Source organism: Shewanella sp. 10N.261.52.F9 (assembly GCF_041471165.1).
GTDB lineage: Bacteria > Pseudomonadota > Gammaproteobacteria > Enterobacterales > Shewanellaceae > Shewanella > Shewanella marinintestina.
Map to the genome: position 1 here is coordinate 308262 of NZ_JBFRNX010000001.1, position 24637 is coordinate 332898.

Annotated in this window: 16 protein-coding genes; 11 read left to right on the top strand and 5 right to left on the bottom strand. The window is 41.5% G+C overall.

The window, feature by feature from the left end; translation table 11 throughout:
• The first annotated feature begins 15 nt into the window (after positions 1-15).
• The 6 genes from AB4298_RS01310 (at position 16) to AB4298_RS01335 (ending at position 8923) form a co-directional block, all read left to right on the top strand.
• Entirely contained in the window at positions 16-2619 is a 2604-nt protein-coding gene (locus AB4298_RS01310) for an acylase (RefSeq protein WP_371985485.1), read from the top strand.
• 260 nt (positions 2620-2879) lie between these two features.
• Positions 2880-3434 carry a hypothetical protein gene (locus tag AB4298_RS01315; RefSeq protein ID WP_371985486.1) on the top strand — a complete coding sequence of 185 codons (555 nt, stop codon included), beginning with the start codon at positions 2880-2882 and terminating at the stop codon, positions 3432-3434.
• A gap of 338 nt (positions 3435-3772) precedes the next feature.
• Positions 3773-4348, top strand: coding sequence for an NAD(P)H-dependent oxidoreductase (locus AB4298_RS01320; RefSeq protein ID WP_248998878.1), 576 nt, complete (start codon positions 3773-3775; stop codon positions 4346-4348).
• A gap of 31 nt (positions 4349-4379) precedes the next feature.
• Complete coding sequence (locus tag AB4298_RS01325; protein ID WP_371985487.1) at positions 4380-5627, top strand: NupC/NupG family nucleoside CNT transporter; 1248 nt, start codon at positions 4380-4382, stop codon at positions 5625-5627.
• Between the two features lie 320 nt (positions 5628-5947).
• The gene (locus tag AB4298_RS01330) at positions 5948-6604 is read left to right on the top strand and encodes a DUF2076 domain-containing protein (RefSeq protein ID WP_371985488.1); all 657 of its coding nucleotides are present in this window, start codon (positions 5948-5950) and stop codon (positions 6602-6604) included.
• 276 nt (positions 6605-6880) lie between these two features.
• The gene (locus AB4298_RS01335; RefSeq protein WP_371985489.1) at positions 6881-8923 is read left to right on the top strand and encodes a S9 family peptidase; all 2043 of its coding nucleotides are present in this window, start codon (positions 6881-6883) and stop codon (positions 8921-8923) included.
• An 83-nt stretch (positions 8924-9006) separates the two neighbouring features.
• Here the strand turns inward: AB4298_RS01335 and AB4298_RS01340 are convergent, their stop codons facing one another.
• Both AB4298_RS01340 and AB4298_RS01345 read right to left on the bottom strand, forming a co-directional pair.
• The gene (locus tag AB4298_RS01340) at positions 9007-10848 is read right to left on the bottom strand and encodes a carboxypeptidase-like regulatory domain-containing protein (protein WP_371985490.1); all 1842 of its coding nucleotides are present in this window, start codon (positions 10846-10848) and stop codon (positions 9007-9009) included.
• Between the two features lie 495 nt (positions 10849-11343).
• A complete protein-coding gene (locus AB4298_RS01345; protein ID WP_248998873.1) occupies positions 11344-11709 on the bottom strand; it encodes a DUF805 domain-containing protein in 366 nt (121 codons plus the stop codon).
• A gap of 496 nt (positions 11710-12205) precedes the next feature.
• On the opposite strand from AB4298_RS01345, the gene AB4298_RS01350 reads away from it, so the two are divergent.
• From AB4298_RS01350 to AB4298_RS01360, 3 genes are all read left to right on the top strand, one after another.
• Positions 12206-13111: a C-GCAxxG-C-C family (seleno)protein gene (locus AB4298_RS01350; RefSeq protein ID WP_371985491.1), complete on the top strand. Its 906-nt coding sequence runs from the start codon at positions 12206-12208 to the stop codon at positions 13109-13111.
• Positions 13112-13120: 9 nt separating this feature from the next.
• On the top strand, positions 13121-13591 hold the full coding sequence (locus AB4298_RS01355) for a hypothetical protein (RefSeq protein WP_371985492.1): 471 nt from the start codon (positions 13121-13123) through the stop codon (positions 13589-13591).
• Positions 13592-13890: 299 nt separating this feature from the next.
• Positions 13891-17472 (top strand): hypothetical protein, encoded by a 3582-nt coding sequence (locus AB4298_RS01360; RefSeq protein WP_371985493.1) that lies wholly within the window; start codon positions 13891-13893, stop codon positions 17470-17472.
• 45 nt (positions 17473-17517) lie between these two features.
• Here the strand turns inward: AB4298_RS01360 and bsh are convergent, their stop codons facing one another.
• Positions 17518-18594: a bile salt hydrolase gene (gene bsh / locus AB4298_RS01365; RefSeq protein ID WP_371985494.1), complete on the bottom strand. Its 1077-nt coding sequence runs from the start codon at positions 18592-18594 to the stop codon at positions 17518-17520.
• Positions 18595-18633: 39 nt separating this feature from the next.
• Between bsh and AB4298_RS01370 the strand changes: the two genes are divergently transcribed.
• Complete coding sequence (locus AB4298_RS01370; protein WP_371985495.1) at positions 18634-19743, top strand: GGDEF domain-containing protein; 1110 nt, start codon at positions 18634-18636, stop codon at positions 19741-19743.
• A 413-nt stretch (positions 19744-20156) separates the two neighbouring features.
• Here AB4298_RS01370 and AB4298_RS01375 read toward each other — a convergent pair whose 3' ends face one another.
• Positions 20157-21986 carry a leukocidin family pore-forming toxin gene (locus tag AB4298_RS01375; RefSeq protein ID WP_371985496.1) on the bottom strand — a complete coding sequence of 610 codons (1830 nt, stop codon included), beginning with the start codon at positions 21984-21986 and terminating at the stop codon, positions 20157-20159.
• A gap of 610 nt (positions 21987-22596) precedes the next feature.
• Here AB4298_RS01375 and AB4298_RS01380 point away from each other — a divergent pair.
• Positions 22597-22893 carry a DNA polymerase III subunit epsilon gene (locus tag AB4298_RS01380; RefSeq protein WP_248469702.1) on the top strand — a complete coding sequence of 99 codons (297 nt, stop codon included), beginning with the start codon at positions 22597-22599 and terminating at the stop codon, positions 22891-22893.
• 99 nt (positions 22894-22992) lie between these two features.
• On the opposite strand, the gene AB4298_RS01385 is transcribed toward AB4298_RS01380, so the two are convergent.
• On the bottom strand, positions 22993-24294 hold the full coding sequence (locus AB4298_RS01385) for an NAD(P)/FAD-dependent oxidoreductase (RefSeq protein WP_248998866.1): 1302 nt from the start codon (positions 24292-24294) through the stop codon (positions 22993-22995).
• Between the last annotated feature and the right edge of the window lie 343 nt (positions 24295-24637).

The following is a 24637-nucleotide window of genomic DNA, read 5'->3' on the forward strand; positions in this document are numbered from 1 at the left end:
AAAAAGGATCTTTTAATGCGCTTAAATAAGTTAGTGATCGCTTTAGGGATAGCTTCAACATTTACATTAGTAGGTTGTGGCTATGATGAAACAGACAAAAGTGATTCGCTATTTGTGCCAGAACCGACTCCAGAAGTTATTCCGCCACTACAAGCTTTTGCACCTGACGGTAAGCTTGCAGCCCAAATTCGTCGTACCGCTTATGGCGTGCCTCACATTAAAGCCGATAACCTTGAAAGCTTAGGCTTTGGTAGCGGTTATGCTCAAGCTCAAGACAACCTTTGTGTGCTAGCCGATGGCTTTATTAAAGCTAACTCTGAACGCTCTATGTACTTTGGTCCGCACGCCTCGCTAGATTTCACAACAGGTTTACCTACCACTGAAGATAACGGTAACTTAATTTCTGACTTTGCTTACAAAGCCCTTAAAATCCGCGAAAAAGCTGAAACACAATACCCAAGCTTTAGTTATAACTCGCGAGCATTAATGGAGGGATTTAGTGCCGGTTACAACCAGTTCTTAGCCGATGTCGAAGCTGGCACACAAACCGCGGAACCCTTTTGTGCTGGCCAGCCTTGGGTGAAGCCCATTGATGGTGTTGATGTTGCCAACTATTTATTCTCTATTGCACTGCTTCCTGGCGCAGCTAACTTCCTTGATCTGATTTTTTACGCCAATCCAGGCGATGGTCAAGAGTATCTACCACGCATTATTGGTCCTGCTCCGACTAAAGCTCCGAGCCAAGCACAAACCGCGTTTATTGAAGATGTGAATAGCAAATTTGTTGCATTCCAAAACGCGATTACCACGCCAGAAACCAATCCGCGAGATCTAGGTTCAAATGGTTGGGGTCTTGGTAAAGACAAAACCGAAAACGGTAAAGGTATGGTATTGGGGAATCCACACTTCCCACATACGGGTAACCTACGCTTTTGGCAGTCACACTTGACCATTCCGGGGCATATTGATGTGATGGGCGGCTCATTAGTCGGCATGCCAGCAGCCATTAATATTGGCTTTAACAAAGATGTGGCTTGGACACATACTTTCTCTACTGCAGAGCACTTTGTACTTTACAACCTAGAGCTAGTTAGTGGCGATCGCATGCAATACCTGTTTGACGGTGAAGCTATGCCTATCACTAAAGAAACGGTACAGATTTTAGTTAACGGTGGCCCTGCGGGCATGTTAGTCGCAGAAAAAGACATTTACACCACACCAAAAGGTCCAATCGCTGAGGCACCAGCGACCCAAGCACCATTTGGTTGGGATGACGGTCAAGCCTATATGCTACAAGATGCCAATATGGCTAATAAAGATCCTATCGATCACTGGTTAGCCATGAACCGTGCAACCAATAAAGATGAATTCCAGCAAGCCTTTAAAGACTTTGATGGGGTGATTTTCAATAACACCATGTACGCAGACAAAGAAGGTAACGCATTTTATATTGATGACTCGACGGTTCCAGGCCTATCAGGTATCGCCATTAGCTTGTTAAAGTCTAATCCCGATATTATTGCCGCCCGTCAGCAAGCAGGCTTTACCATTTTGCCGGGTAATACCTCTATGTTTGCTTACGACGCACCACTGGCCTACGAATACGCGCCAAAGCTTGAACGTACTGACTTTGTACAAAACTCAAATAACTCATTTTGGTCAACTAACCTTGAAGCGCCGCTTGAGGGCTACTCTGCCATGTATGGGCCAGAGCGTGGTCAGCAATCACTACGTACCCGTATGGCGCTTAAGTTGATGGCAGAAGCTGCTGGTGAAGACGGTAAGTTCAATATCGATGAATTGGAAGCTGCGGCACTGGGTAATGATATCTATCTTAATAGCTTAGTGTTTAGCGATTTAATCGCTCAATGCGAAGCTCAAGGTAATACGCCAGTGATTGTCAGCGCGAGCCAATCAAAAGATATCAGCGCTGCCTGCGCCGCTTTAAAGCAGTGGAATGGCAAGCAAGATAACGACAGCATTGGCGGCGCGCTGGTACGTGAGTTCGCCCACCAGTTTGATCAAGCAAGCATGCTAAGCGTGGCATTTGATTTTGAAAATGCAGCAACAACGCCTAACACCCTAGCGACGGACGGTAGTGCATTAGTTGCCTTAGCAAAAGCAGCGCTAAATGTTGAAGCCGCTGGCTTTGATGTTGATGCGGCTATGGGCACAGTGCAATTTGTTGAAAAATCACTGCCAGACGGCATGCCATCAGGCAATAAACTACCTTGGCCGGGCACTCATAACGCAGAAGGTGGCTTTAACGTGTTCTCAACTAGCTTAAGTGGTGATGACACGCTAGTGCCGCAACATAGTTATGCCGCAGTAATGGACGCAGTAACCGGCAAGCCACTCGCATCAGGATTATCTGAGCAAGGTTACGCTATCCGTTACGGTTCAAGTTGGATGATGGCAGTGAGCTTTACCAATGACGGTCCTGTTGCCAAAGGTATTTTAACTTATTCGCAATCAAGCAATATGATGAGCGCAAACTTCAATGACCAAAGTGAACTTTACTCAAACAGCAAGCAGTTCCGTCCTTTCTTGTTTAATGAAAGTGACATTGCCGCAGCAGTAGAGTCGACCATTGAGCTAAGCGCACAAAAAGTGCAGTAATCTCTTTAAGGTTAATCAAGCGCCATAACAGCGCTGTGGGTTAATCAACATGACGCAAAAAGCAGCCATTTAGGCTGCTTTTTTATTGTCTCGCAATTATCTACTAAAATAACATTCGTAAAAGCTTAAAGTTTAATTGCTTATTTTTCAAAACCTTAATTACTTAACCAAACTTGCTCCAGTTCACATTCCAGTGCATGATTTAATTAAAGTGCCCATAGAGCATCAAGATAATCAAACGAGATGACAAGGAAGGCTACATGCGTATTCTACTTTGGTTCGCCGCTGTGTTTGTTGCGATAAGTTTGCTGCTGTTATCACTAAAAACCCAAGCGACGGTAAAGAGGCTTACGCAAACAGCTGTAGCGACACCAGCAACGAATTCAGCTAACGCAACTTATTCAAATAAGCCAGATAATGAAACCGTAATGGCCACAATTACGCTCAACAAGTACTTAGGTGGCACAGAAGGCAAACTCAATAATAAGTCAGCACTCAATTTTAAGTTCACCGATACCAATGGCAGTGCAACCAATAGCTGCAGCATTATCACCACCGACAATTATCTGCGGCACTCTAAAAACCGCTTAGAGAACATTAACCTTAGTGAGAAAAACTTCTACTTTGACTGCACTTGGAATGGTCGCTATTACTTTTTATCCAATCGGGTAAGAACCTATGCTGAGGTGATCATTAAGCAACCCGATAGCCAGTTTCCGATGTCGATGCATATTGAGGCCAAGCTAGTCAGCTTAACTGGCGAACAAGTCGAAATTATTAGCGGCGATATTTCACTAAGGCGTAATCAAAGATAGAAGTGGGCCAAAAGGCTCCCTACTAAATAAGCAGTAAAACAGCATTAGAGAATTGAGCTGATAATAGTTTAGCGTTAGCAATATTATTACTACTGGCTAAATACGCCGCAAACCGTCTAATAATCACCCGGCAACCAAAGGGGAAGTGTGACTCGCCCACCAATATCCTATCAAGTTAATCCACATTAATAGGCGTCTGTGCAATATTAGCGCGCCGCAGATCTAGACCTGATAAAAGGTCAACTTTATAAAACTAATATTAACCTCAAAAACAATGGTTTTGAGGACGACTGCGCGCACTTATTTATGATTTTTAGACGACTTTAAGTGTACACAAAATGAATGACACCAACAGCAATGTGCTATTGATCTCGGGCCATCCCGACCTCAAACGCTCCGTTGCAAATACCGAAATACTTAAACTGCTAGCAAATACTAGCCAGATTAAGATCCATCAACTTGATGAGGCCTGCCAAGGCTTTCGAATTGATGTTGCCGCTGAACAAGCCTTACTGACTCAAGCCGATACGATTGTTTTCCAGTTTCCACTTTACTGGTCAACCTATCCGGCATTGATGAAGCTGTGGTTTGATGAAGTGTTTACCTACAACTTTGCCTTCGGTCCTAACGGCGACAAGCTAAAAGGCAAAAAAGTGATCTTATCGATTACCTGTGGTGCAACTGAAAACTCCTATCAACCAGGTGAGTTTAACTTCTTGCCTATTGAGCAGTATTTACAAGCCGCTATGCATCCCGTTAAGGCTGCACAAATGGAAATTGTCGATACGGTTATCACCTTCGAGATGAATTCAACACCTGATGAAGGCGGCGATCAAAACACCGTTATGCAATTAGCTCAACAACACGTAGAGCGCTTAATCCATTTACTCAACCAACTGAGTCAATCAGCTTAATTAATCAAATAAACAATAGGTTATAACTATTATGTTTCAATCCATATTAGGTATCGTAGCGTTACTTGTCGTGGGCTACCTTTTTTGTAATGCTAAAAAACAAGTTAACTGGCGTACCGTCGGTGGCGCGCTAATCATCCAATTGACCATTGCAGGCTTTGTGTTGGCCACCAGCTTTGGCGAAAGCGTATTGCTGTCTTTATCTAACGGCGTTGCTAACGTTTTAGGCTTCGCGTCTAAAGGTATTAGCTTTGTATTCGGTAACCTAGTGACTTTCCAAGTTGAAAACCTAGGTTTTATCTTTGCTTTCCAAGTACTACCAGCGATTATCTTTACTGCGTCACTGGTGAGCTTACTGCACTACATGGGCATAATGGGCTTTGTGGTTAAAGTGCTAGGTGGTGGTTTACAAAAGCTTATTGGTTCATCTAAAGCGGAATCAATGAACGCCATTGCCAACACAGTATGCGGTCAAACTGAAGCGCCACTCTTTGTTAAGCCTTGGCACCAACACCTAACTAAGTCTGAAATTTTTGCCATTATGGTTGGCGGTCTAGCCTCTATCGCAGGCTCTGTATTAGCAGGCCTTGCTGGCATGGGCGTTGAAGTTCGCTACTTGGTTATGGCGTGTTTTATGAGTGCCCCAGCCGGTCTACTATTTGCGAAGTTAATGATCCCAGAAACTGAGCAACCTGTTAACGACACGCCAGCACTTCCTGATGATGAAAAGCCATCAAACTTTATCGACGCTATTGCTAAAGGTGCTATCGCCGGTATGCAAATTGCTGCGGTAGTGGGTGCAATTCTTATCGCCTGTATTGGTTTAATGGCGATGCTAAACAGCCTGATTGGCTGGGCTGGCGGCTTGTTTGGTTTTGAGGGTGTGACCCTTGAACTACTAATGGGCATCGCCTTCTCGCCTATCGCTTGGTTAATTGGCGTGCCTTGGGCTGAAGCTAACGTTGCGGGTAACTTTATTGCACAAAAGCTAGTACTTAATGAGTTTGTAGCTTACGCAGGTTTTGCACCTTACATTTCAGGTGAAACCGTTGTTGCTGCTACGGGTGAAGTGATGTCACCAAAATCAGTGGCTATCATCACTGTAGCGTTATGTGGCTTTGCTAACATCGGCTCAGTATCTATGGTGGTTGCAGCGTTAAGTACCATGATCCCTAACAAGTCTAGCTACATCGCATCTGTTGGTATGAAAGTACTGTTAGCAGCGACTTTAGCTAACTTACTATCAGCTACGGTTGTCGGTCTATTTATGTCTTTCTAAGACCATAACCGACCAACTGAAAATGCTTACCCTGTTTTGGGGTAAGCATTTTTTTACCACTTAGCATATCTTAACTTTTCCTAGCTTCCTCGGTTCCTTATTTCCCCTCTCTATACTGATTAAATCCTAAACAATTTTAGATAAAACTCTCTTAATCTTTGTAAGTTTTTAAAGCTGCTTGTTTGTTAATTGTTGTTAACTGATAGTTATTTAAGCTTTTGATTAGCTAATCAATTATTAGTTATACGCACGATGTGAACCTTAGGCTAGGATGCGCGTCAAATACGTAAAGACGTATCCTTACATTTAGGAATTTGACAATGACTCCGCAAGAACAAGAACTAATCCAAAACGTAGCTAACAAACTAAAAGCTAGCCCAAATAAGCCAAAAGATGCTGAAGCAGAAAGTCTAATTGGCCAAGAGATCGCATCTCAAGAAGACATCGTTTATAAGCTAACTCAAGCGGTAATCGTACAAGAGATGGCATTAAAAGATATGAAGTCTAAAAATGACTTCCTAGAGTCTCAAGTTGAGCACTTTAGAAAAGAATCTGAGCGTGGCACATTAAGCCGTATGATGGGCGGTACTAACCCTGCACCAGTGCAACCACAACCAGTTCGCCAACCAAGTGCTTTTGGTAGCTTTATGCAAACTGCTGCAGGTGTTGCCGCAGGTATGGTTGCCGGCAACCTTATCAGTAACGCACTATTTGGTGACGAAACTCCAGCAACAGCAGAAGCCGCACCAGAAGTTGCTCCAGAAGCGCCAGCAGAAGCACCAACTGAGACTGCAGCGGCGGATACCGCAGCACCTGAAGACACAGGTTCAAGCTTCTTAGATGACAACTCTGGTTTTGCTTCTGAGTATGCAAGCGAAGACACTTTTGCTAACACAGGCTTTGGCGGTGATGAAAGCTTCGGCGGCTTTGATGACGGCGGTTTCGGTGATTTCGGTGGCGACGACGAAGATTTTTAATCTCGCTTAATCGCAACGAGTATCATAGCTAAAACCACACAAGCTAATGGCGGCTGAACTCAAGGTTCAGCCGCCATTTTTATTTCAATCTAACTCTCTTCTACTTTTATTCTCAGCAATTAATCTTTATTTAAAGCAGTTGTGTAACCATCTGCAACAGCCTCTTGATATTGATATCCTTTTTGTAATATTCGCGGCTATACTAGCTTCGCCAGTAACAAGCTGGTTAAAACACTAATAAAAAACTCAACAAATTGCTCCTAAGGAGAACCACTCGTGAAGAAAGCCGGGATCCTGTTACTGTCTATGCTAATGCCTATGGCAAGTGCGTATGCAGAATCAACTAAACCCCTTTCGGTTGATGTGCTGTGGCAACTAAACCGTATAGGCAGTCCAATTATTTCACCGGACGGCGACAAAGTCGTTGCGCCTGTAACCCAATATGATGTGCCTAAAGACAAAGGCTCAACCCAGCTTTGGTTGTTTGATAAAGATGGTGATAGCCAGCAAGCACTTACAGCTAAAGGCATGCGTGCAAGCGAAGCCACCTTTTCACCTGATGGGAAAACACTAGCGTTTATCAGTAAGCGTGATGACGATAAAGCCGGCCAAGTATACCTGCTGCCAATGACGGGACCAGGTGAAGCGCAAAAGCTAACAGACGTGCCAGGCGGCGTATATGGCATGAAATGGGTAGGTAAACACATCTACTTTATCAGCCGTATTTTCCCGGGGAAGAACTGGGATGAGATGACAGAACAGCTAAAAGCCGATAAAGACACTAAGGTTTCAGCACACCAATGGACCGAGCTGCCTTATTCAAGCTTTGACCATTGGATTGATGAGGACCGTCAGGCCCACGTGTTCCGTATCCCTGCGACTGGCGGTGAGATTGAAGCCATTACTCAACCACTGAGTCAGCAGTTACCACGCTCATCGCAAAGCGCATCAAGCTATGATATCGCGCCAAACGAGCAGTGGATTGCCTTTACCGCCAACGGCTGGGATCAAGCTAAGCAGACCCGCGAAGTTGATCCTAAGATTGATATTTTCTTAGCGAAAATCGGTAGCGACAAAGCTGAAAACTTAACCCCAGACAACGAAGCGCCAAATAGTAATCCGCAGTTTAGCCCTAACGGCAAAACGTTAGCCTTTACTCAGCAGTTAATTCACGGTTTCTACGCAGATACCTCGCGCCTAGTATTAATGGACATGAAAAAACGTCAACCAAAGGTGATTAACGACACTTGGGATCGCTCAGTATCACGCTTTGGCTGGACCAAAGACAGCAAAGGTTTTTACGCCGCAATTGATGATGCTGGCACTAGCCGCATTTATCATATCAATGCTAAAAACGGCAAAGTAAAAGCGATCACCAAAGACACCAACTTTGGTAAGCCGGTGATGGCTGAAGACGGTACTATCGTTGCAACTAACGACAGCTTCTTGTATCCAGCACGTCTTGTGACCATTAACCCACGTAACGGCAAGACCACACGCCTAGATAGCTTTAATGATGACATTCTTGCTGACGTTGATATGGGCACTTATGAGTCGGTAACCTACAAAGGCTATAACGACCAAGACATACAGATGTGGGTACACTACCCACCAGGGTTTGATCGCAGTAAAAAGTATCCATTAATGATGCTAATTCACGGCGGTCCACACAGCGCAATTACTGATGGTTTCCACTACCGCTGGAACGCGCAAACCTTTGCCTCTTGGGGTTATGTTACCGCATGGCCTAACTTCCACGGTTCAAGTGGCTTCGGCCAAGAGTTTGCTGACAGCATCAACCCAGACTGGAAGAACAAGTCACTAGACGATGTGCTAAAAGCAGCTGACTGGTTTGAACAAAAAGATTGGATCGATAGCGAACGTATGGTTGCTGGTGGTGCGAGCTACGGCGGCTATTTAACCTCGATTATCTTGGGTCAAGAGCATCCGTTTAATGCGTTAATGATCCATGCGGCTGTGTACAACATGTACTCTCAAATGGCAGCTGACTTCTCGGTTCACAGTACTCGCTTCGGCAGCTACTGGGAAAAGCCTGAGATCTACAAGTCTATTTCTCCGCACTACTTTGCAGAGAACTTTAACACGCCGACATTAGTGATCCACGGTCAGCTTGATTACCGTGTACCAGTTGGCCAAGGTTTTGAGTTATTCCGTACGCTACAAACCCGTGGAGTTGAGTCAAAGATGATCTACTTCCCTGATGAGAACCACTGGATCATGAAGCCTAATAACTCTATCTATTGGTACAACCAAGTAGAAGATTGGATGACTCGCTTTGCCGAGCCTGGTGGACGCTAACCTCGTTCAATAAAAGCAGTTGCTTATCTGTTTTATAAAAGCAAAGGCTGCCTATTGGCAGCCTTTTATCTTGTCTAAATCACTTATTTAGTCACGCTAACCTTATACCACTTAAGATCATCGTAACTTTCCCAGACCACGATGCCATCACTATTGCGTACATAGGCATTGAGATTAAACTGAGCGACCGCATCTTCCTCTTTAAAGGTGTATTCCACCTGACAAGAGCCCCAATCGCTAATAATATAATCACCATTACCGCCGACATTATGATTTCCCGCTTTTTCAAAACGGCACTGCACGACATCATCTTGCGGGTCGGTATAGAGCGCCTTTAACTGATAGGTGTGACCCACTCGGACCATCACATCAGTCGCTGTAACGCCATCAATCAGTAAATCATCAACTATTGTAGGCTTTAACTGGGTGTCGAGTGGAATTTTAATCACCACCTCTTCACGCTCAGCAAGAAAATCTGAGTAGGTAAAATATTGAATTTCATAGTTGTAATGAGGATAAGCGATATCGGCTTCAAATAGAAAGTTGTCACCCTTTGGTAGCTCGGTAGTGCTGTCTTTTCTACCAACTACGTGAAATTCGGTAATACGCTCATCAGGGCCTGTCACCTCGATATCAATCTGAACACTGCCATCGATGGCAATTGGCTGCTTTACTTCAACCAGCATATAAGTTGAGTCTGGCGGGTTATCAAATCGCTCATCACCTACAGTGACAGTTTCAACTTCAAACTCTTCAGGTTCAACATAATCTGCCATCATAAACTGCATCGAAGCACGAGCGTCAGTCGTACCATCTAAACCAAAGAAACCGTCATCATTACTTAGTTCTGCAAAAATCGATATCATGTACTCAAAGGTATCAGCTTTGGTAATTGTGTGTTGGTACTGATATACACCGTTCCCAATAACAACCTTTTCAGTCTCTGGGCGGTAATTAACGCTAAATTTAGCCGTTATCGGGCGATTGTTAGGATCTTCAGCTTTCAGCTCGACCCATACGCTATCACCTACTGCATACTCAGTATTAATATCGCTAGAGTACCAATGAAAATCTTGCCAAAAACCTTGATGCTTGGCTTCATGGTTGAGATTCACCTCAGTGATAATCGGGTCTTGGTGCATTCTAAACGCGCCAATCGAGTCATCAAACTCTTCAATCTCAACCAGAGTACGAGTCCAGATATTAGAACCATCAAGGGCAATATCATCGGCCTTTAGCGTATAAGTCCCCGTTGGAATACGATCAAATGAGAATTTACCATTATCATCAGTAACCGTTTCAAACTCACCATACTTACCTTGTAATTGTACTTTCACACCCGCAAGCGATACTCCATCGCTATCGGTATAAGAAAAGTCTGGCTCGCCATCACCATCAATATCGATTAAACGATCTGCAACCATGTCGCCATCAACATCGATGTTAAGATCGCTAATACCATCAAAATCTTTATCGATATTTATATCTGCTTTAGCGTCACAGCTCATATCAACGTTAAGATAAATACCTTCTCTGGCAGTGACGATATTCAACTCACCTAACTTGTCGCCATTAAGGTCGATGTTGTAATAAAGGTTACCCGCATCATCCGTCAGGTTAGTCTCTGCCATACCATCTTGATCGTAATCTTGGTTATATAAACTTGGCTCGATTAAACTGTTATAAACATCGCCACATACATGCCAAGTATCTAACTCAGCTTCACCTTGCTCGCCGTTTTCAGCACTATAACTTGTGCCACGTCGAGAGTTAACTTGAGCTAGTGCTTCATCATCAAAAAGATAGGCGTCTGCAACCACAGAGCCTTGAACTTTGATACCTTGATCTTTATTACTGTCGCTACCACCGCCACAAGCTGAAAGCGTAGACAAAGCAAAAGAAATGAAAAGAAATTTTTTAATCATGATTCTTCTTAAAATAGTCGATAAACGACTGCTTATCCCCAGAGGGTTGGATTAAGCAGTGCCACAATAGATTATTACGGCGAGAGATTATATACAGCTAACAAGGGTTATGGCAGATAATTAAGTAGCAAAATATTGATTAGATATTTATCGTATTTTGAGTCAGCACTAATGAAAAATAGATTAGATGTCATAACCATTAAGTTAGCCTACAAGAACGGAAAAACTAATCATTCAACTACATGCCCAAAGCGGCAGCTTGCTCGTACTTTGGCAGCTAAAGAGTAATCTTAATGTCTTAAATGTTACCTATGAGTATAACTAAGTAGAAGATCGGATTATTCACTTTACTGAACCGGGCAGACGTTAATCTGGCTTGATAATTTAACAAAATAAAAAGCCTGTCAGTTAACACTGACAGGCTTTTTTATCTTCGTTGCTCGCAGCTCTAGACAGTCATACAAGATCAGGTTCGAGGTCAAGCCTGTTTAAGATTCAAGCGAATTTAGGGCTATTTCCCCATTTATTCTCTTCTGTTTTGCTATCAAGCACACAGAAGATCAATACAGTAATCACACCAATAATAGGGATCAATAAAAGCAGTAACCACCAACCACTTTTATCAATGTCATGCAGGCGGCGAACCGATAGTGCGAGTCCTGGAATAAATACCGCTAACGAATATAGACCACTAAGTAGACCCAAGCCGGTTTCAAGATTAAAAGTACCGAACACAGTATCAAGTACGCTAAGTGTTATACCTACAATCAAATTAAATAGCGCAAACATCCAATACTCTTTGCGTCTAGAGCGCCCACTAAAGTCAAAATATTTTTTAAAGGCTAGAAGATACCAATCCATGTAAAATTCCTTTTCTTTCAACAGTAAAACCTTCCGCAGTCAATCTAAATTAGCTGATACTCAGGTTGCTTCCTGAAACATTTAAACAATAGACAGCAAAAATTTCAAGGCTAGTCGAAGTTTACAAGTGTAAATGTTCAGCACTCAGTCCTTTGTAAACTGCAACCATAAAATAACCTAAACTATAAATTAGATATATCACTGTTGGTTATAAATGAGTAAACCTTTTATTAATACTTAATCTATGTAGCGGCAAGATCACATTTAAAGTCAATTATTGAACATAATCATGTTTATATTTAAACGCTATTACAATTACAAATAATAGAAAACAAAAATAAGCCAAACCACTAAAATAATTAAATAAAATAAGTTTTAAACCTCAAAAAAAAACTCAAAAACTAAATTATCGTCTTCGATCACAAACCATTATTAAATTTAACTCTAAATATATGGCGCGAAATATAAATCGCCATAAATATAATAGGGAAAGAAAATGATGAATAGACGTGATGCTTTAAAAAAATTCGCTACATTCTCAGTTGTTAGCACTGGTAGTATCTTTGCTCCAGCAGTTTTAGCAGCCCCTCAGTGCAGCGGTAATGAGCCCATCGATTTCGGTAGCAATGGTAATGATGCCAAGTTACTCACTTACATAAAACTCGATCCGATAGTTGTCGCTAAGTTGGCTTATGCCGGCTATGACCGCGGAGGATGTATGTACGGTGTATTTGATGCGATCATAAAATCTCTTGCTGATGCAGGTCATGAAGATGCCTGCCGTTTTGCCGCAATCCCAACCAATATGGCAACCTTTGGTAAAGGCGGTGTATTTGGTATGGGGTCTATTTGCGGTTGTGTGAACGCTGCAGCTATGGCGATAAATTTACTTGCGGGTATTAATCCATCCGCTGTAAGTCGCGCACTATTTCGCTTCTATGAAAAGTCAGAGATGCCTAGGGGGGATAGCGCTTTCTTAAGCGCTATTGGGGCACCTACCCGCAAAACAGATGATGGCACACTGTTAGAAGCAAATTTAATAGGTAAATCAATTGCTGGCTCAACACTTTGCCATACTTCGGTCACCTTATGGTCCAAAGCAAGTCAATTTGGTTCTAGTCATCAAGCTAAGTTCGAGCGCTGTGCCCAAGTCACAGCTGAAGTCGCTTACATGTTGGTGACTTACTTAAACCAGTCCTTAGAAGGCACTTTAGACGCAGAGCTTGTTGCACCAGCCAACCAAGAGTGTACAGGCTGCCATAGCTCTACTGCTCGCGAACCTGACACATATTTAGGAACTGATGTTAATTCAACACTTGAGTGTCAGTCATGTCATAGCTCACATGATATGGCAGGCGGAGTACCTGTGCATGCAGAGTTAACTTGTGCAGATTGTCACTAGGAGTTTGTCATGAAAAAACTTTTTTCAATGTTAGCGCTGACACTTGCATTAACAGCTTGTGGTAGTGACGACGATGACACCCCATCAGTCGATATAGATTCAGCAACAGTGTTAAAAGTGACTCAAATTGAGTTCGATAACGCTAGTCATACCTTTACTTTCAGTCTAAACGACGGCGCTGGACTACCAGTCACTGGTGCGGAAAACGCTAAATATAAAATGATGTATCTTGGCCATACTCCAGCAACGGTAACTGCATTTTCAGTACCTTGGCATCACGCTGTTTTATGCAGTGCAGGTTTTGAGGTCGAAGGGAGTTGTATGGGAGAATTGAAAGAAAAAAGTCTAGGTAACTATAGTTTTACCCCTGATACAGTACCTACTGAAACTTGGCAAAATAAACGCTTAGCAATAACAATTGCAGGAGCGCTTAGCCAAAACAAAGCTGAGGTTATAATAATAGACAGCAACGCAAGTTAAGAGTTAGTCCATTTTATAATCCCCTTGGTTGTAAAAATGCAAAGTTATGAAAATTAAAGGCTGCCAAAATAGGCAGCCTTTTTTATATCATGAAGGGGGTCGTCGTTGTGGTAGGAGAATCTTAAGTCATTAGGCCTATCATTATAACTTCACCCAAAGCCCCTGACCAAGACAACAAACCAGCAACAACTTTTACACCTAAGCAACTGTCATTGAAAAACTAATAAGTTATCCTCTGAGCAATTTCAATGGTGAATCCATAGAAAATGGAATTCATTCAGCTTTAACAGGACGTTAGTATGGACACATTTGCCCACCTACAAGTAATCGAGTTTAACCGCCACCATCCTTCGAGCATCGAGCGAGCTTTAAAAACCTATAAAGCCAAACTAGAAGCGCATCAAGCTTTTGATAGAAGCGGTCGATTCAACTTAATGTTTATGGATAATAGCAGCGGCACAGTCGAGCCCCTACAACTGGACATGCTGCAAGATAAACAGCTAGTAATGGCAGCGTTAGCGCTAAACCCAGACGGCGGTCTGCTAAGTAGTTATGTGGTAAGTGATGAACGTCAGCTGTATCTGTCTGAAATCCTGTTATTTGCCCTAGCTCTTGAGCATGGATCGCTAATATCTCAGCTACGAAAAACAGCGCAAGCTATGGTGAATTACGCCCGCTTTGAAAATGATACCAATAAGATGTGGCTTGATCATTCTCGGATATTTGGCGCAGAAGCGCTTTACATTATGGCGGCCAAAGACGCTAACGATGCTGTTTATTTAGCGCAGTTTTTTATCCCCTATTGGGATGATGAACATGCAACAGGCTACGGCGATATGCTGTTAAGCCTGCTAGAGCAACATGGTTGGTGTGAGGCGATGATTAACGCCTTTATCTGGTGTGATAATCCACACTTTAGATTTGCCTTTTACGGCAGTGATTGGGAACAGCCAGCTCCAAGATACGAGCCACTAGGGGATTACTTAAAAGCTAATCCGACACAATATTCACGCTTTATAGAGTTAGTTAAGCAGCGCTTTAATGCCTTACCAGTGTTAGTTTATAGCGCAGATGAGCCGCTTTATAAACAGAACCCCGTTTTGGACATCTATATCACCCTATTAGCGGATTGCTGCGGCCAATATGCTGAAGATAGAAATCAGGAACTCGCTAGGCTCTTTATTAATGATACTCTCGAAAATGAAGCGATAAATCTGCAAAACCAGCTAAAACTAGAACTTAGCAAACCACTATGTTGTTATGCTGCCAGCATTGCCCAGCAACAAAAAGTCCGTGCTCAACGCAGCGATCGTGAAGAAGCACGCGACGAATATCTCGGCGGCCTAGAGATGTTCAACGAATTTATTCGTAGCCTTGATAATAGTGACGCCCTGCTCGCTTATATCTCAACAGGTAAAAATTCTGAGGTACTTGATGAAATTCAACCCTTTAACTTTATTAAGCACTGCCAACAGCATGCATTATCACTATTCGAAACTATCGACGAAACCTGCTGGGAGTTAGGTAACTTTAATTCTGTGCGCAACAGTTTCCACGAGCCTCTACATTACCTCGCTAAAGATCTACAGCAAGATTTAGACGATGAGATGGATGCTGAGGCAATGTATGGCTTTATAATTCGAGTTAGTTCAGGTTCTGATAAAGCCTGCGCTGATGTTGAAGCCATGCAGGCTAACACCCAGCCTGAAAGCCAAGTGCGTAGCGCACAAACTATGCTGCGTTTTGTTGATATTTTCTATCGTTTATTCGGCCAGCAACCTTTTGATGACGAGCTATGCGATATGCTTACAGGAGAGTCGGTATATCAGGCAATTATCAGTGTTGAAGACTATTACGCTCGCTTTATGCCTATCGACGCAACACCAAAACTTGACTCAGGTGTAAGTCGAGCAGAGCAAAAAGCGCTTGAAAGTCTGCTCGATGAATATACTGACATAGAATACACCCCTGTCACTACCGAGATGCTTAAGCAAACCGATAAGCTATTTGCTAATCGCGCCTGCCTAAACTGCCAAGACTGGTCCGAGGATGAACTCGGCATCGATGCACTTTGCGCTTACTTGCTGTTGCAAGATACGCTGAACAATATCAATGATGATTACACCCAAGCGTTACATGTAAGGCTAAATGGCGTATTCGAGCGAGCCGTTAACTTGATGCTAGAAAATACCGATATTTTAGGCGACGGTCCCTTTGATGAAAAAGGCTTAAACGACGGTGAACAGGCACAAGTCAAAGCTTACTTTACCGAGGCAACGCCTGAGCTAAATCAACTGCAGATGATTGAGCTATTAAACCAACATCTTTATGGTCAAGATATCTGCCGCCAAGCATTTTTATATTTCCCTAAAATTAGCCCAATGCAAAAAAGCTATAAGTTTTTAGATGACTATAATGATGACTATCAGCGAGTGGTACTCATTTGCTTATGGCTAAAACAACTCGACATTCCAGAAGCCATTAACGCAGAGCGTATTTGGCAACTGCTGATCACCATGGCTCCTATCAGAGTGGTGCACATTATTGCTAAAGCCTATAGCGAACATAGCCGCAAGTTGAGGTTTGACTCAGCAATAGATGAGCAAAACTTTTTCGACATGCTCAACAGCCACGGCATAGATAAAGCTTTCACCTTGGCCTATCAAGTTGAGCAATTTGCTTCTAACTCATCTCGCACAGATGATTACCTAGACTTGGTCGAGTTAATGGGTGAGTTCGATAATGAGCAGCAAGGTATGATGGCGACTGCAAGACGCAATGATGCTAAGGCGTTACTTCGCGGACTCGATTACAGCTATCAACCAACAAAGCTAGAGTTTCATAAACATGTGGCGATGCGCTTCCCAAACATGCCTTTTGCGCTTGATAACCAGCTAAAACAATGTCTAGCCGACTTTATTAAGCTTAATCAAAACTCATGGGAAGAAGTGATTGCGAGAAAGTTTAGCGACAATGTGATCTTCTCAGATTTTGTCACTGACGCTGCTGAGCTGCCTAAAGCGCTAAAATTACCACTGGCATTGCATCCTGATGCTGAGCTCAGTCAAACGCGCAAGAACGATAAAATGGATTGGATATATACTGAGATCTTGCAGCAGGTTGGCGACGAGTTACTGGTACTTGTGGCTGACAAAGACGCTTTTAAAGACGGTAATTGTTACGTTGGCGGCCAAGTTGTGATCCTCAATGACAAGATAGACGCCCAAATCGTGATTGATACGGTTAAAAACCTACCGACTCCAGAAGAGCGCCAAAACCAAGTTAACCAAAATCTATGGGCGTATCTGCAAGGCGAGCTCGATTATGTTGAATTTGCGCCGCAGTTTAACCAGTATGTTAGCTATGAAACCACACCAAACCTAAAAGAATATCGCAGCCACTCACTGAGCCAATATCTATGGCTACTGGATGATGAACGTTGCGGCCGTTTAGTTAAGTTATTGGCAAGTCACAGTTATCGCGCTTATAAAGTGATTACAGATGGGCTGGTCACAGGTTACATGGACATGCTTGCCCTACAAGGCAAGATGGACATAGCGACTCGCTTAGAATGCGATGAAGATGATTATGAAGAAGCCGCTTATCAAGCGCTACTTGATTGGTTGTTTAGTTATAACGTAAAACCTGAACTCCTGTTGCTATATATGATCAAACACTACCAACCATGCATGGGACAGTACATTATCGCCATGGCGCGCCGCGATGAGATTAAACCACTGATGTCATTTTTACATATTGAAACCAAAGCAGCTTTGGTTGATATTCTTGCCAAGCAAAGCGGTGGTACAGAATTTATGCCTCTGTTCGCCAAGGAGAAATCACGCCAAATCCGTGACAGAGTTGAGGTTGCACTAAGTTAAAACTAGCAATAAGGCTGAGTCATTACTCAGCCTTAAAGTTTATATCTACGCCTTAAATGGGTCTTCACAATCAATTAAGTGGTGATTCACTTCTCCCTCAAGTTCAGGGTGGTTGTTCAGTTCACCACTGACATTGTTTACCGTTATCAATTTTACTCTTGCGCTATGGCTAGCATCAGCATTGAGCTTTAACCAAACAGGCATCATATTCAACGGATTTAAAAAATAATAAAGCCCTGCTTTGTGATCGCCAAGATTCGTCCAGCGTGTGCAAGTAGATTGCTCAGCTCGACTAGGGTTAAACGCAAATGGAATTGCCCCATTTTGCATCAGTGCTCGTGTTTGAGCTAAAACCTCCGCTGGACTTTGTACTTTATCTGAAAGGCTCAAGTAAAACGCTGCTCGCTCAAAACTTTGGGTTGCTGATATGCCACCAGGAACGGTAAGTACTGGCGTTGCGATGGCAGGAATCGTTTGCCCCCATAGGTATTGCCAGTACTTTAAAATATCCAGCTGAGTTGGATAAGCTGGCTCATTGGTGACAATTTGATTCTCGTCACCCGCATAAACATGCAGCTCACCATTTTTAATCTCAATCACAGCGGAGTGACCCTGACTGTCAGAGACTGCAAGATGGATCTTATCCCATTGCAGATCTTTCGCTTTGCCACCTTCCGGGATCTTCTCTTTGATTAACTGCAAAGTGTTGCTCTTAGCATAGTTAACAACTTGGATAACATTGGCAAAACTATCGAGTATATATTGCGGCCAACGCAATATACTGATATTGCCGTTTTCCAAGTAATGCTTAGGCTTTCCATAGGTTGCAGGCGTGTCATATAACACATTAACCACTAAACCTTCAGAGTTCATTCCGTCAGTTGTCGCATAGCCCTGAACATCATTCCCCATCATTGAAACAGCACTTGCGTATTTAGATTTCCAGTGAAATATGACACTTGGGGCGAGATCCTTTTTAACGGCAGTCTTTTCCGATACCCCTTGTCTGCTAAGGCCCTGAGGAAATTGGAATAAATTAGCTTCAATAGGCCTAAACCAATTCATATTTCTTCCCGTTACTGGGTAGTCCGAATTAAGGTTATTTAATACTCTTAAGCACATATCAGTTCCTTTAATATCTCTTATTTTTGCTCGGATTACTTGAAATTAAGGCGAAATACAATAACATATAAGCAACAAAATGGAGCTAGACATATATACGGATATAGCATGGATAGCAAAGAGTTAAATAGCACCTACAATTTAAGAAGGGCTGTATTAATTGGCATGTGTACTCTCTTAGGCTGCCTGAGCTTTCTACTCGGTATAATCAATATAGCTATAGAGGCTAAATGGATAACGCTTGGCTTTATCGAACTCCTCTACGCAATATGCTCATTCACACTAGCAATAATAGCAATCAAAAGAAGACACCAATTTTGGCAAGTTCTTTTATATATTTTTGCCTTAACCGCTATTGTTATTTACGCAGTGTCGCTATCTCAAACCATAAACTCAATGATCTGTTGGGTACTGGTTTTACCCACGGTTTACTATCTTCTTTTAGGTAAAAAATTAGCGAATTTTCCGGTCATAATTCTTTTCACAGCCGTTATTGCCGAGATCATAGTTAAATACGGCTCAACCCTTAACCCACTGCTCATTAACTTCATTTTTAGTTACTTACTGATTTGGGTTGTTTCTCATACTTATGAGAAGAACCGTGCCGATTCAGAATCCAAACTACAAAAACTAGCACTACAAGACCCACTAACATTGAGTTTTAATCGACTAGCACTGACAAAATATTACGAGGATATCGTAGCAAATCAATCTCTGCTGACTCTTGCTGATGAGGTGCACTTACTGATTTTAGATATCGACTTTTTCAAACAGGTAAACGATGAGTATGGTCATGAAGCAGGTGATATTGTGCTACAAGAAAGCGCCAAAATTATCAGCAAAATCGCGGGTAATAAGCAAACATTTAGGATTGGCGGTGAAGAGTTTTGTGTAATGATTGAGAATAAAAAACAAGATGATGCTATAGCACTTGCTCAGCAAATCAGAATGACACTTGCACAACATACTTTTAAACTCAAAGAACAAGCGAATATCAATATTACGGTCAGCATTGGGTTAAGCAGTTACCGCAAAGGCATAGCCTTACCTAATTTGTTGCGCCAAGCAGATCAACGGCTATATAGGGCTAAACACAATGGCCGAAATCAAGTGATTTATCACAACGATCCAATTGCAGTCTCCGCCTAATCAGTTTACTTTTTTGCTTAGATTCGCTTTTAGTCTTCGTCTAAATGTTAAAGCACCTTTTTATGGCTAAGCTAAATAAAGTTGTAGACACCAGCTACACAGTCTCTTGCACATAAGCCATTTTAGTCAAGATCACCACTAAGCTACCTGCTACAAAGGAGCGAAATAGACTAACCAAACTACAGTGCAAATTACAGCGGAGTGATTAATGGCTAAATTGGCTTGGTAGAGTTAATAGTCATGTTTGTATAAAGTACAATTACTTACTTGCTTACCAATGAAAACGTACAAGTCTCTGACAAAACCAAATCAACCTTCAAATACCCAAGTCTACAAAAATCTTTTGAAACAATCGCTAAAACAAACTAACTAAGCTACCAATAACTAGAAGTCTATTCGGTAACTTCGCAAAACTACTTAGGAAAACTACTTGTTAAAAAGTGAACACTTAAATCAGTATTTGCTTGCCCCGTTCTAACAGCCTGAATAAGCGCGTCCTTTTTACTATATGCAACACTTAAATTTTTATATGGATTACTCAGTATTCTCGAAGTCCCTTCGCTTGACCACTTCCAGCGTTGACTTAAGCTTTGGTTACACCTCTTTAAGGTAGGAAAACTAGTCGCATCTAAGCAAAACCTATTATGGTTTACACTAATATATCTGCCAAATCTGTCATAGATAAATGCTTGTCTCATGTCCTTGAAATTACACTTTTTAGTTATTAAGTTATTATTTTTATTAATAGTTATGCACTTATTATTAAAATCACCAAGCTGCAAGTTGACTGGCCAAGCCCCTAAAAATACAGGGTGCTCCCAATCAACAGTAAAACTAGCTGACTTAGACAGATTAACTGATTGATCATCACTGTCTTTTGAGTAATAGGTTCTCACACCAAAAAAACCGGTAATACTCGATCTAAACCTAAAGCCAGTAACTTTAACTGAGGAGTTAATCGTAAAATTTGTCGTCCCCTTGCTACTGGGTGAAGCAATATAATTGACCGCTATAGAAGGGGAGAAACCACTAAATGCTATCGGGTGGATTTTACTTAAATCTCCAGGATACTCTTTTCGTACACTTACCCCTTCTAAACTCGCACTTTTTATAGACTCAGCTGTCGGATATTGCTCTCGTTCCCATTGAAAAGTAACGTTACGCGCGCTTCTAGAGTTTTTAATAATCCGATAGTCATGTACATTAAATGAGAGAGCCAAAGATTCTGACCAGCTGTGATTAGCAGTTAACAGATCTTTAGGATTTAGTGAGCTTAAACCATATTCAGTGCTCGATGTCTTAGTCGCGTTAAAATTAGAATTTACATTTGATTTAGGCATAGTATTAATAATACTAGCTTTATTGTTGGAAGCTCTAAAGTTGAATCGGTAACTCTTTGCTATTGCAGAAGAAGCCCACTCCGCTTCAGCCCCTCCAAAAGGCCATGATATACCGTTAGACATAATGATTTGTGGGTATAACCTATTATTTAAATGTATGCCACTTCCTTCTGACTTTTTATCATCCCTACCTATTGAAATATTTACATATTTTGCATCTGGCGTCGAATCACCGTTTTCATTTTGAAATAAAAGTGACCGCCTCAGACTCACATAATAAATAAGTGAAATATTAGCATCCTTACACAAATACGACCTAGACGTACCATTAGTTGTATTCCAATCGACACCACAGTTTTTATCATTTACATTCTTGTTAACATTTAAATAAAAATCAAAACTTGGTATTTTTTTGTCTTTATCTATCTTATAACCATCATTCAAACCTATAATAACTAAGTCATTTACAGCATCTAAAAGCTTAACATTATCATCATACCGGCCTCGCAACTGGGTATACATAAACTCATAATCAAATCGAGTAAGGATTATTAAATCACCAACAAATGATACGCCAAAAGCATGTAAAAACTTTTCCTTTATATTACTTTTCACTTTAACATCTTTAATTGTACTAAAATCAAAGAAGTATCTATAGTTTTCATCTAATACTTTGCCTTTAACTCCATATACTAGATCGAATATTGTAACGTTACTAACAAAGCAGCTTGCATTGATATAAATAACTTTACTTGCATCATTAAGATCACTAATAATATTTGCAGCAACTCCCAAGGGAACATGAATATCGCTTTCATTAGAGCAAGATAGCTCACCATCATTGCTACATATAGCGTAATACGACATACTCATTAAAAAAAGTGCAATTATAAACTTCAACATAACCTTCCTCCTTAAAGATAAAAATCCGTAAACCTGTAAGATCCAAAACAGATCTAAACATACTAATATACTACTTTGAAGCGTAAACACTTAAAACATTTAACCGCTAATATAAATATACAAAGATATTCTATAAAACCAAAAAAAATATATTAACCCACTATAAAAACCAACCAAGGACAATAACAACTCTATAAAACCAAAGAGAAATCGAACGATATAATATTGCGAAAAACCCCACCACACTATGAATTAGTCACTATTAGCTAACTAAATAAACCATCCTTAATAATTACCAATTATTTTCATTTCTTATTCTTTATTCTTTATTCTTTATTCTTTATTCTTTATTTTAATATGCAATATTAATAATACTTGGTTTAATTCAATCTTTATATTTACAATATTCCCAGTCCCTTTTCTGCTTACTATAAAGATCATCTAGCAGTATTAAGCTAAAACCTCTTCCTCAGCAAAAACGCGATACAATGGGGCACACAGCGGATTTTATGTTAAAATCCGCTATCAGCTTTATAAATGTGTAACCGATCTCATTTGTTTGACTGAAGGCAGTCAATAGCTGCCGTAACAACTAATGAGGATGAGAGATATGAAAAAATTAAATGCCGAACAGCGCAAAGCTCGAGATAACGAACGCTTTGCACAACGGGTAGATGAGCGCAGAACCAAGGGCGAAGATGTTGTTGCTTATGCACTTTCTAATGCAAAAGCCTATAAGTTTCTGACTAAACCAGAGAGATACGAGCTTAAGCAAAGACAAGCAGCTCTGCTCAATGAAGTGAAATTATCAGCAGAAGAAAAGCTTAAACTTAGACAAGAGCAAGAGTTGCAGCAAATTGAAGCGACATTTGATACCGACGAAGACGGCTCAGCATCGAACAACTAAAGCTCTGCAAACTTAGCTTGGTAAAAACCGAGCTAAAACAGTAAATAAAAAAGGGAAGTTAAACTAACTTCCCTTTTTATTACTTTAACTTATAACACATTAATGTAATTTCATTCTTGGGCGCACCACACGCATCACCTTTTCTGCGCACCACAGCGCAATAGTCTTAAAAGTGCCATGAATTGCCTGCTGGTGCATACGGTAAAGTGAGATATACACTAAACGTGCAATCTTGCCTTCAACAAACATGCTGCTTTTAGTTAAGTTCCCCATCAAGCTACCAACAGTACTGTAGCGCGATAAGTTAACCAATGAGCCATGATCGACATAAACATAATCTACCAGTGATTCGCCTTTAAGCTCATTAAGAATGTTCTTCTCAACACACTCGGCCATTTGGTGTGCAGACTGTGCACGTGGCGGCACAAAGCTACCATCAGCTTGTTGGCAAGCGCAGCAATCACCTATTACATAAATATCGTCGCTCACCGTACTTAACAGGTTTGGCTTAACCATAATTTGGTTGGCACGGTTTAGCTCAAATAATCCGATATCTTTAATAAAGTCAGGTGCTTTTACCCCTGCGGCCCAAAGCATGATATTTGCCTCAATCAGCTTACCTTCAGAAGTCACAAAGCCTGCGGCAGTCGCCTCGCTAATACGGGTATTCTCCATCACATTAACGCCAAGCTTACTCAGTTCAACTCTAGCTGAAGTGGCAATACGCTCTGGCAATGCCGGTAAAATACGCTCACCCGCTTCAATCAAGTGAATATTAAGCTTGTCGGCTGTCATCTTACTTAAGCCGTAAACTTTAAGCATGTCAGTCACATGATAAAGCTCTGCCGACAATTCAACACCCGTTGCGCCACCACCAACAATGGCGATATTAAGCTCATTGATACTTTCTGATTGATGTACGCGAGTAAAACTATCTAAAAGTGCATTATGAAAACGGTTAGCTTGCTGGTGCGAGTCTAAGAAGAAGCTGTTCTCTTTAACGCCCGGAGTATTAAAGTCATTACTGACACTGCCGATAGCAATCACTAATTTGTCATACTGAATCTGGCGTTCAGGCAACATAACCTTACCCGCTTCATCAACAATCGGCGCGACTGAAATTGACTGAGTAGCCTCATCTAAACCGCAAAAGGTACCGAGCTGAAATTGATAGCCATGTTTAGCAGCATGCGCTGAATACACCACTCCATCAAGTGCAGAATCTAGCGAACCGGTAGCAACCTCATGCAGTAAAGGCTTCCAAATATGAGTACGATTTCTATCAACTAAGATAATTTGAGCTAGGTTCTTTTTACCCAGTTTATGCCCTAATTGAGTCGCTAGTTCTAAACCACCCGCTCCACCGCCTACGATGACTATTTTAGGGTTTGCCGATCTCATCTTTTGTTTCCTCACATAGGTCTACTACTGACTTATCTATACATCAATAGGACTAGACACTAATTTAACAATCACTTACTTTATCTGTGCTTATGTTGACGTAAAACAAGATCTAAGTCACGTTGAATAAATTTGTTTTTTTGACAAAAATCAGTTGATTTAACCACTGTAAATCGCAAAACCAACACAACTGTCGACATAAGGCAACCAAAAGCAGATCATCAAACAGAACTGATAACATAGCCAAGTTCACACAAATGCTCACTATATAACCACGCCACTATCCGCATAGTGCTCTTTAGTACATTGATTGTCTAAATAATTGCTAGCAAGATCTAAATTT